This window comes from Streptomyces sp. Pv4-95 (assembly GCF_045782725.1).
Classification (GTDB): Bacteria; Actinomycetota; Actinomycetes; order Streptomycetales; family Streptomycetaceae; genus Streptomyces.
Map to the genome: position 1 here is coordinate 8422282 of NZ_CP127172.1, position 10220 is coordinate 8432501.

The following is a 10220-nucleotide window of genomic DNA, read 5'->3' on the forward strand; positions in this document are numbered from 1 at the left end:
CGCGCCCACGCCTCGGCCAACTCCGCGATCAAACCGCCGCGATGCGCGGGAGATACCGGTGAGGGCAGGAGGGACGAGGCCGCACAGGTCTTGCTCACGGCGCGCGCAGAATCTTTGCGGCCACGCGCGCGCTTCGGCCCATGCCGTCCGCTATCTGGCCAGGGCAGTCGCGGTGGCGTGGGCGAAGTCGTCCGGGTTGTCCAGCATGATGTTGTGTCCGCAGTTCGAGATCGAGATCACGTCTGCTCCTGCCTCGACGAGCGTGTCTGCGCCGGGGAGTGGGGCGTCGTTCTCGGGCAGCAGGTAGGTGCGGGGGATCTTCAGGTCCAGCAGGAGTTCGCGCATGGTGGGGGCGGTGCCGCGGGTGAGATTGACCGCGCTGCGATGCAGGGCCTCACGGCCGGCCAGGCGCATGGTGGACCACCAGTGGGGGCCGACCCGGTCACGGACCTCTTCCCACCCGCCGGCCAGGAACTCCTGCTCGGAGTAGGCGGCGATGCCGCTGCTGCCATCGGAGCCTGGCGTGCGCGGGATCGGGTCGAGGTTGGCGTCGACCAGCACCAGGCGGGAGACCAGGTGCGGGTGCCGGGCGGCCAGGACGATGGCGACCGAGCCGCCCATGCTGTGCGCGATCAGCTCTGCACCGGTGACCCCTGCAGAGGTCAGTGCCTCGGCGAGTGCATCGGCGTGGGCTTCCAGGGTGTAGTCGAAGTCCGTTGGGCGGTCGCTGATGCCGTGACCGAGCAGGTCGATCAGCAGTGAACGGTGGCCGGCCAGCAGCGGGTGGACCGCTATCTCAGCGAAGTAGGCAGGCGACGACGCGCCGAGACCGTGTACATAGACGCGGGAAGGTTCCTGTCCCGGCAGCTCGACCCAGCGGATCTGGTCACCCTCGGTCGTCACGACGGCATTACGCACAGCCGGCCCCCTGCAAGCAGATCGATAGAGGGACGAGAGTAGCCGCCAGCCGGCTTGGCCGGGTGCCAGGGGGGATGGACTACCGGTGTACAACCCGTCCGCGGCCGTATCCTTGGGCGCCTCGTTATCAGCCACGGCGATGTCCAAGCGACGGCCGGTGTCCGATCAGTTCTCTGCCGGCAGTCGGCGTGCCAGGTTCCCGGCCAGGTGCCGGGCCGCGTAGGCCCCGTCTCCCTCGTGCGCGGCCAACCGCCGCAGCAACTCCACAGCGGCCTGGGCCTCCCGCAGTGTCAGGAGCGGCAGACGCGTCTCTTCGGCATCGACCACACCGTCCACCAGAGCCAGAAGTCGATCGTCCATGTCACTCATGGACGGCCCAACGCCTCACCCTCCCCGTGGTCATCCTCGCCCTCCACGTCGGCACGCAGTCCGGCTGCGAGCGCTGGCGAACCCGCCACATCCGCTTCGTCGTCAACCGCGGCCTGGCTCTCGTCCTCACCGGGTACGTCGAGGGCGATGTCATCCGGCACAGATCTTCACCTCGCTCCGGGCCCGCGACCTGCCGGTCGGGCGTACCGTCACGGTCCTTGAGGAGATGGGGATCTTCCTGGACGGCAGTGAGCCCTCCTTCGAGGGCTGGCTTGCCGAGCGTCTGGAAAAGGTCTCGCGCCCGGCATCGGCGCGGAGGCCGAGCGCTGGACCCGGGTTCCGCGCGACGGCGGCCCCCCGGCAGTCTTCCCCGCCAGCAGGGCAAGGTCTGGCTCTACCTCAACCGGGTCCGACCGGCACTGCTGGAGTGGTCGGACACAGCTACGACCACCTGCGAGAAGTGGCCCGCGCCGATGTGCTCGCCTACATCAAGACGCTGCACGGCCACCAGCGCCACGATCAACTCGTCGCTCTGAGTTGGCTCTTTGCCTGGGCCAAACGGAACGGGCTGCACCAGCCGGATCAAGGTCGGGCAATACCAGTACGGCGTGCTGCAACCGCTCGTCCCTGCCCAGGTCGACCGGTCCGTCGCGGCAGCCACCACCCCGGCAACAATTAGTTGGGCAGGTTAATCCTTAAGCGCCATTTAGAAGTGTTCGGTCGGTGTGAGCTGTCTGCTGTGGACCTAACGACCGAAACAGTTAATCGCGGTTCTGTTAATCATTGCTGTGTTCATTGACCTTGTCGTGGACGTGTCCGCTGGGGAGTATCCCTTTCGGATGCGGCGAGGTTTCCCAGCCGCAATCCGCGATTCCCCCACATGCCGCTCTTTGCGGCTGTCCGGAATGGAGACAAGGTGCTTCGTCTACGCGCGATCATGGCCTCGGGCGCCGCAACGGCGGCTCTCGTGCTGGCTGGAGGCGTCATCCCGGCGCACGGTGCCCCTACGGTGGATCCTTCCACCCCCGGCGGGCATTACCAGCAGCAGATGGTGCAGGCCCTCGCCGATTCTCTCGGTATCAGCGATGCGGCCGCGGTACGGCGGCTGGACTCGCAGGCCGCCCAGCAGAAGACACTGCGGAAGGTGCGGTCCTCGGGTGTCGACCCGCGCGGAGCCTTCTTCGACAGCAAGGGCAAGCTCACGGTGAACGTCGCCGATGCGCGCGCGGCCCGGCACGTCGAGGGCGCCGGGCTCAAGGCGCGAATAGCCCGGCACACCGCCGGAGAGCTGGACGGCATCAAGCATGAGTTGGACAAGGCGGCCGGGCAGAGAATGCCCACCGGTGTGCAGGGCTGGGGCGTGGACCCAGCCTCGAACAAGGTCGTCATCCAGGTACGTGACAGATCGACGGCCGCCGGCCAGGCGTTCCTTGAGAAGGCAGCGCCCTACGGCTCGGCGGTCACTGTGCAGAACACCGACAGCACGGCTGTCACGACCGCCGGCACGATCTACCCCGGCAGCCGGATGGACTACGACAACCACTACTGCTCAGTCGGCTTCGGCGCCCGCAACTCCTCGGGCGACCAGGTGCTGGTCACGGCAGGCCACTGCGTCGAGAACCTGCCGGATCTCTACTACGACGGCAGTCACTTCGCCAAGGGCACCTCGTCCCGCTTCAAGCATGGCCGGGACAGCGTCGACATGGGGCTTGCCTCGGTCGACTCCGACACCACCATCGCCGCCCAGATCGGCACCTGGAACAACGGCAGCAACATTGCCGTCAAGGGCAGTCAGCGGGCCGCGGTCGGCTCGGACGTCTGCAAGTCCGGTGCCACCTCGTACTGGACCTGCGGCTCCATCAAGTCCTACAACTACTCGGTCACCTACAGCGACCCGGGCCAGCCGGACACCCTCGTGACCCACCTGGGTCTGAGCAACACCTGTGACCTCGGCGGGGACAGCGGCGGTGCCTGGGTCTCCGGCAACCAGGGCCAGGGCATGACTTCCGGTGGCCGTACCGACAACTCGTGCAACGGCGTCTACGGTCGGGGCACCTCCTACTTCCAGCCCCTGGACGACGCGCTGAAGTACTACGGGCTGCGCCTCAACACAGCCTGACCAACACGATCACACTTCTCGGCGCGATCACCACCCCACGCAGTCGCGCCGAGACGGTGGAGAAGCGACCCGGTAGCATCCGGCCGGTGATCCACCACGGTGGGACTGCCGTTCTGACAAGTACGGCAGTCCCACCGGACTCCTTTCGCACCGCCGGATGCCTCTTGCACCGCCGATCGGGAGTAACCATGAACCAGCCAGGTCAAAGGCCGGAAGCAGACCCCGACGGGACGGAGGAGACGGCAGGGCGCGGCACGTCGGATCACGGCACGGCGGGCGGGGCCACGTTCGGTGCGGCGTTCCACCAGGCACTCAAAGTCCGTGGACTGTCACTGCAGCGCCTGCACCATCACCTCGCCCGACGTGGCGTCTCGGTCAGCCCGGTGACGCTGAGCCATTGGCAGCGAGGACGGAGCCAGCCCGAGCGGCAGGAGTCGCTCCGAGCAGTGGCGGAAGTGGAGGTCATTCTCGACATGCCGCGAGGAGCGCTGCAGAGCCTGCTGAGTCACCGCCGCCCGCGAGGCAGGGCCGTGGCCAACGGGAGGGAGATATCCGAGGCCTTGTCACGTGTTGTTACTCCTGGCGCTCCACTGGAAAGGGCTCTCGGTCCTGATGCCTACCGGTTCAATGAAGACCTGGTCACCCTGTCGGTCCAGGAGAAGCTGCACATCGACGAGTACGGATGCATCGCGCGGTACACCGTCAGCCACGTCGTACGCGCCACGCGAAACGGCGTACGGCATCTGACCGCCCACCACAACCTGGACGATCCCGAGACCCCGTCAGTACAGGTGACCGTTCAGTGCGGGCGTCTGGAAGCTCTTCACTTCCGCCAGGAAGTGAGATCCGCGGTCTTCGACATCGGATTCGGACGCGCCCTCAGTCGCGGTGACACCGCAATCGTCGAGTACACACTCGACGTCGGCCCGCGGTGGAAGCCCTCGAACCATCACGAGCGCACTCTGCCCATTCCGGTACGGCAGTACCTCCTGCACATGTTCTTCCATGCCAGGCACGTTCCCTCGGCCGTGTACGGCTATTACCGGCCCAGCTCGGAAGCGGCGCGAGAGGACGTCCGGCGGCTCTCCTTGGACGCGTCGCACAGCGTTCACCTGCTGCCCGCGAAGTGCACTGCCGGCATCTACGGAATCTCATGGGAACGGTACTCAGCTTCCGGGAAGCCGCCGAAAGCTCCCTGACCGAGCTGCTGCTCAAGACAGCAGCCCGTTCGGTGCGGGAGCGCTCCGTGGCCAGGATGTCGCCCCCTTTTGTTGCCCGCGCCCCAACGAAGCCGCGCCCGCTCGTCGCAGCGGCGTCTGCGGTAGGAGCGGGGAGGTCAAGGTGTGTTCAGCCGTGGCCTGCTGGTCAACCAGGTGCCGTTGGTCCGGAGCGCGAGGCGGCGCCCGCATGCTCATCGCAACCCGCTGGATCCCTCCGGCGGCGAGGGGCGGCTGCGCTACAACCCCAAGGTCCCGAGGCGCCGACCACGGCAGATGCGGACGAACGGTGGAACGAGCTGTTCGCGGCCCTGCGGTCCAACCGGGACCGGGCGATTCTCGCCCTGGGGATCAGCAATGCTGCCCGCGCCTCCGAGCTGCGCGGAGTTCGTGGTGTCGACGTCGACTGGGGCGACCAGCTGGTCCGCGTCGAACGCAAGGCTCCCAGGACGAGCAGTGGCTGCCCTCCAGCCCGGAGGCGTTCATCTGGCTGCGGCTCTACCAGAGAGAGGGACCGCCGCTGGACCCGCAGGCGCCGTTGTGGTGGACACTGCGCCGCGACCACGGCGAGGGACTGGCCTACCAGCCCATGAACTGTGAGGCCCTGCCCGCAGTGTTCCGCCGGGCCAACGCCCTGCTCGGCACGAACTGGCCGTGCCTGGTGTCACCGTGTGTGGTCGCCGGAGGCGTCTCGGCTCCAGGTTCCATCGGCTTCAGCGACCAGGCGGGTGGCTGTCTTGTCGTGGTAACCGAACGTCTTCGCGATGACGGGGCCGGGGCTTGGAGGAGGAGTTGGCGGATCGCGGAGGTTCTGCCGCGCTGTGGCGGGACGCCGATCTCCCGCAAGTGGGTTTGGAGACTGCCCGGATCCCTGGGGCGGATCGGCGATTGTGCTCCCCTGCCGTCCCCATCGCGGTCATTGACGTTCCGTCGCTGCTGGAGGCGCTGGCCGAACGCGCGGCTGCCCGCGCAGAGCGGCACCTTCACCTCGATGCTCCTGGCCCGCTCCTGCCACATCTCCGTCCCCTCCCTGGAGCGGAACGCCCGCCCCGGCGTCGACGCGGTCGCCCGGCAAGTCGCCCAGCCCGGCCCCGCCGCCCGACGGAAGCGCTGACGCCTCAAGATCATTACATTGCCGGGCGTGTCTGGGCCCGTCACAGCGTCATCCACCGGACGGGTGCAGGGCTCGACGGCCGCGAGTCGCACTGACACAGATCGTCAACTGATTGATTCTCACGGGTCTGGTCGCTGTCCCGGTCCTGCGTAGGGTTTCAAGAAGACGGCAGTGCGGCATTTGCGCACTCGATCTGCTGCAGCGCCGAGTGTTCAGGCGCACCCACGAGAGAAGGAAACACACCCCTTATGCGCGCCCTTGTGGTCGATCACAGTGAGGCCGGCCCCGTCCGGTTCGCCGATGTCGATGAGCCCGTACCGTCCGCCGGTGAGACGTTGGTGGAGATACGGCACATCGGTCTCAACTTCGGAGAGCTGAATTACGTGGACCAGTGGCCAGCCGGCGCTGTGCACGGTCACGACGCGGCCGGCGTCGTGGTGCGCGCCGCATCCGACGGCTCGGGGCCGCCCGAAGGTACGCGCGTCGCAGTGGGAATGGCTCGCCACGCGTGGGCGGAGCGGGTGGCAGTCAGCCCCGCCTCGCTCGGCACCGTCCCCGAGGGCGTGGACCTGGCCGACGCCGCCGCGCTGGGGATCGCCGGAGTCACCCCATTCCGGGTGCTGCGCAAGCGTTCCCTGCTGGCGCGCAACGTTCTGATTACCGGCGCCAGCGGGGGCGTGGGGCACTTCGCCGTCCAGCTGGCGGCGCTGGCGGGCGCCCGGGTGACGGCACTCGTCGGTTCCCCGGAGCGGGCCGCCGGACTCCGTGAACTCGGCGCCGACAAGGTCCTGACCGACTTGGCCGAGACCGGGGACCGGTTCGACCTCGTCCTGGACACGGTCGGCGGACCACTGGTGGCCCAGGCCTGGAGTTCCCTCGCCGAGGGCGGCACCATCCACCTGGTCGGTTACTCCTCGGGGCAGGAAACCACGTTCCCGTCAGGGACCTTGTTCGGCTTCGGCGAACCCCGCAGCATCGCCACCTACGGTGACATGACGCCGACCAGCGGGGAGCTGACGGACCTGCTGGGCCTCATGGCCGCCGGGAGGCTCTGGGCACCGGTCGGACTGCGAGGCGACTGGCAGGACGTGGACGACGCCGTCCAGGCGCTGTTCGCGCGGAAGGTGCACGGAAAGGCCGTTCTTGACGTGGCCTGATGCTTTGGACGAGGAAACATGCGCCTCGCCCACCGGTGGGCGGTTCGCCGTGGTGGACGAGAATGGACCCATGGATGTGCTGGCGGAGGTCTTGCGTGTTTCAGGTGCGCGTGGGGCGCTCGGGATCCTGCTGAAGGCCGGAGGAACCTGGGGCCTGCGGCTGGACTCCTCTCCAGGAGCGGCACTGCACGTGGTGTCCCGCGGCACCATGTGGCTCCACGTCCCAGGCGAGAAACCTCTTCAGGTGCAGGCCGGAGACGCCGTCCTGGTGTCGCCGGGCACCGCACACGGGATAGCCGGCGGCGCCAGCGTGACGATGGGTTCCTGCGACCGTGAGGCGGCGGCCCGGTCTTTTGGCGATGGCCGAGCCCTGCGTCTGGGCTCGGCACCGGTACAGACGGAAGTGATCGTGCTGCACTACGAGCAGGACCCGGAGGTGCGCACACCGGTGCTTACCTCCCTCGCTCGGCCGATGCACGTCACAGCCCGGGAGAACGCGCAGCTCAGAAGGACCGTCGAACTTCTCGCTGCGGAGCTCGCACAGCCGCAGATCGGCACCACCGCCGCCATCAACAGCATCATCGACCTTCTGCTCGTCCAGTTCGTACGCGCCTGGCTGGCCCGCCACCCGCAGGAACGGTCCGGCTCATGGCTGGGAGCGATGCGTGATCCGGTCGTGCGCGACGCTCTGGCATGTGTCCACGCCCAACCGGAACACCCCTGGACCACGGAGACCCTGGCCGCTGCGACGAGCGTCTCCCGGGCGACGCTGTCCAGGCGTTTCCGGTCCGCCCTTGGACAGACGCCGGGCGCGTACGTGACGCAGTGGCGCATCGACCTGGCGTCCGTCCGGCTCCGCGATACCGATGAGCCGGTCGAGTCGATCTCCGGCGCGGTCGGCTACGCCTCTCCGCACGCTTTCAGCCGTGCCTTCAAACGTGCCCGAGGCACCGCCCCGGGCGAGTACCGTTCTCGACTTCGCAAGTGATCGGCCTCGGCCTCGGGACTGATGGGCTCGCATGTTGAGGTGTCGCGTGTTCCTCTGTGCTCGCTGTCGGGCTGGGCCGCTGAGCCGTGGTCGCTGTGCGCGACGTAGCGGTTGGGGCACCTGGCGCCCTTTCAGCATGGGCGGATCGTTGCTGACCTGGGATTGCTTGCGCCGCCTTGCGGTCGGCCTGTGCGAATCGTCGCCGCACGTTGTTCGCCCAGAGCCCGGGAGAGTTGTTCGCGAAGCTGCTGGTTCTCCTCGGTGAGACGGCTGATGCGAGCGTTGGCGGCTTCGAGCCGCCGCAGCAAAGACGCGTCTGATGTGCGTTGACGTGCAGGCAACGGGGACGCGGGTGCTCGGCGATGTGCTGGTGCCGGCCACGGAATCTCTGCCAGTCGGTCAGGGAGCCCGCGCCCGGGCCGATGAAGCCCGCGCCGAGCCGCCGGTGAATGCGTGCAGGCTCATCAGGGGCCGCTCGGCAGGCTGGGGCACCTGGGCAGGCTCCGGCGCCGGAGCGGATGGAGGCACCGCGGTGGGGGTGGCGTCTGAGGGGGCAGGTTGCCGCCTGGCGCTACGTTCAGGAAGCCATCTCCCAACTCAGCCCAGCCGCCGACGGACCAAACACCGCCATGCGGCGCATCCGGCAGCCCTCCCGACGCCCTCGCCGGCTACCGCAGAACGAGGTCAGGCGGCGAATGCCGCCCTGGATCTCAGCGCCTCGGATCGTTGATCACCACAGTGACGCTGAGAGAGGTCCTGGGGTATGGCCGCATCCGACTGGATCCGCGGCAAGGCAGCGGCCCGTCTGCAGCATGCGTACAGTTTCGGAGTCGAAGCGGCGTCGCGTCGTAGTGCTGCAGGTGCACGAATGGGTGGGATCTGCTCCTTGCCGGCGAGCACCGTGAAGTTTCAGTGCTTGCAGCGGATTAGAGTCCATTCATCGGCCGATCCGGTTTCCACGCAGCGACAACACCGCGTTGCGCGGTGCCCATCCCCTTCGTCGAGATGTCTGTGAGGCGCAATGTCCAACGCAACGTCTGATGAGACCGTTCCCTCATTCATTGATGCGACAGAGCCCAGTATCGCCAGGGTGTACGACGCTTTCCTCAACGGCACCGATAACTACGAGGTGGACCGCGCGGTTGTCCGGGGCGTGCTGAAGGCCGCGCCGGAGGCTGCGGACCTTGCGGTCGAGAACCGTGCTTTCCTGATCCGCGCCTGCCGGTTCTTGGCAGGCCAGAGCGGCATCACCCAGTACCTGGACTGCGGCTCGGGCCTGCCGACCGCAGAGAACACCCACAACGTGGTGCAGCGGATCAACTCGGACTCGCGGGTCGTCTACGTGGACAACGATCCACTGGTGCTGACCCACAGTCGCGCGCTGCTCGAGGACTGCGAGAACTCGGTCGTCGTCTCAGAGGACATCTTCGAGCCGGAGATGCTGCTGCAGAACGAAGTCGTGGAGTCCCACCTTGACTGGAACAAGCCGATCGCGCTGCTGCAGATGGGCACACTGCACCACTACAACGGTGAGCACGCACGTACTCGCAAGGACATCATGCGCGCCTACATCGACGCTCTGCCGTCCGGCTCCTACGTGGCGATCAGTCACTTCCTGGACCCGGAGGACGAGTACAGCGCGACCGCTCGGAGGATGGAGGACATGTTCCTGCACAGCATGATGGGCAGTGGAACCTTCTCAACCAGGGCCGAGCTGGAGGAGCTGTTCAACGGTCTGGAGATGGTCGACCCGGGGCTGATGCGGTGCGCCGACTGGCGGCCGGATGGCCCGCACCTCAAGCAGCTGAACGCAGCCCAGCGGTGCATCGCTGGTGGCATCGCCCTCAAGCCGTGAGCCGTGCTCCTTGGCACGCGGAGTCAGTATCAGCCGTCCGCTGATTCCGCGTGCCATCCAGACGCGGTCCGGCCCCGTGCAGGCGCCCTGGTGCGCTCGCACCGAGGCAGCGGGCTTTGCGGACGAGGCGTACCCCTCCCGCTCGATCCGCCCCCACCTGCGACGGCGCGGACTCCGGGTGGTGAGCCCACACCCCTCCGACCAGGCCGCCAACCGCAAGCGTCTCGGCAGCCTTGGCGGCCGCCCGCCGGCCTTCGACCGTAACGCCTACGAACGGCGCAACACCGTCGAGCGGTACGACACCAAGCGACCTGCGGACGTGGTCCGGGATGGTCTCGGGGTACTCGGCGAGGATCGCGGCCTTGAGGTCGCCGTCGAAGCCGGAAGAGTCACACTGTCCGTCCGGACCGGCGATGAAGCCGTCGACACTGCATCCGATGAAGTACGTGAGCAGACGCATGCGGGTCCGATTCCGATTCGTTG

Annotated in this window: 9 protein-coding genes and 1 pseudogene; 7 read left to right on the plus strand and 3 right to left on the minus strand. The window is 67.6% G+C overall.

Annotated elements, in window-relative coordinates:
* Window positions 1–150 precede the first annotated feature (150 nt).
* The 3 genes from QOM21_RS37070 to QOM21_RS37080 form a co-directional block, all read right to left on the minus strand.
* Entirely contained in the window at window positions 151–918 is a 768-nt protein-coding gene (locus QOM21_RS37070; RefSeq protein WP_407555488.1) for an alpha/beta fold hydrolase, read from the minus strand.
* A gap of 165 nt (window positions 919–1083) precedes the next feature.
* Entirely contained in the window at window positions 1084–1278 is a 195-nt protein-coding gene (locus QOM21_RS37075; RefSeq protein ID WP_407555489.1) for a hypothetical protein, read from the minus strand.
* Between the two features lie 5 nt (window positions 1279–1283).
* The gene (locus QOM21_RS37080; RefSeq protein WP_407555490.1) at window positions 1284–1448 is read right to left on the minus strand and encodes a hypothetical protein; all 165 of its coding nucleotides are present in this window, start codon (window positions 1446–1448) and stop codon (window positions 1284–1286) included.
* Between the two features lie 776 nt (window positions 1449–2224).
* Here QOM21_RS37080 and QOM21_RS37085 point away from each other — a divergent pair.
* The 7 genes and pseudogenes from QOM21_RS37085 (at window position 2225) to QOM21_RS37115 (ending at window position 9737) form a co-directional block, all read left to right on the plus strand.
* Window positions 2225–3406: a S1 family peptidase gene (locus QOM21_RS37085; RefSeq protein ID WP_407556020.1), complete on the plus strand. Its 1182-nt coding sequence runs from the start codon at window positions 2225–2227 to the stop codon at window positions 3404–3406.
* 446 nt (window positions 3407–3852) lie between these two features.
* Window positions 3853–4605: a hypothetical protein gene (locus QOM21_RS37090; RefSeq protein WP_407555491.1), complete on the plus strand. Its 753-nt coding sequence runs from the start codon at window positions 3853–3855 to the stop codon at window positions 4603–4605.
* Window positions 4606–5542: 937 nt separating this feature from the next.
* On the plus strand, window positions 5543–5737 hold the full coding sequence (locus tag QOM21_RS37095) for a PmrA (RefSeq protein WP_407555492.1): 195 nt from the start codon (window positions 5543–5545) through the stop codon (window positions 5735–5737).
* A 248-nt stretch (window positions 5738–5985) separates the two neighbouring features.
* Window positions 5986–6894: a zinc-binding dehydrogenase gene (locus tag QOM21_RS37100; RefSeq protein WP_407555493.1), complete on the plus strand. Its 909-nt coding sequence runs from the start codon at window positions 5986–5988 to the stop codon at window positions 6892–6894.
* 70 nt (window positions 6895–6964) lie between these two features.
* Window positions 6965–7882 (plus strand): cupin domain-containing protein, encoded by a 918-nt coding sequence (locus QOM21_RS37105; RefSeq protein ID WP_407555494.1) that lies wholly within the window; start codon window positions 6965–6967, stop codon window positions 7880–7882.
* 551 nt (window positions 7883–8433) lie between these two features.
* Window positions 8434–8529 (plus strand): annotated as a pseudogene (locus QOM21_RS37110) (IS5/IS1182 family transposase); the annotation flags it as partial.
* Between the two features lie 374 nt (window positions 8530–8903).
* Window positions 8904–9737, plus strand: coding sequence for an SAM-dependent methyltransferase (locus QOM21_RS37115; RefSeq protein WP_407555495.1), 834 nt, complete (start codon window positions 8904–8906; stop codon window positions 9735–9737).
* The last annotated feature ends 483 nt before the right edge of the window (window positions 9738–10220 follow it).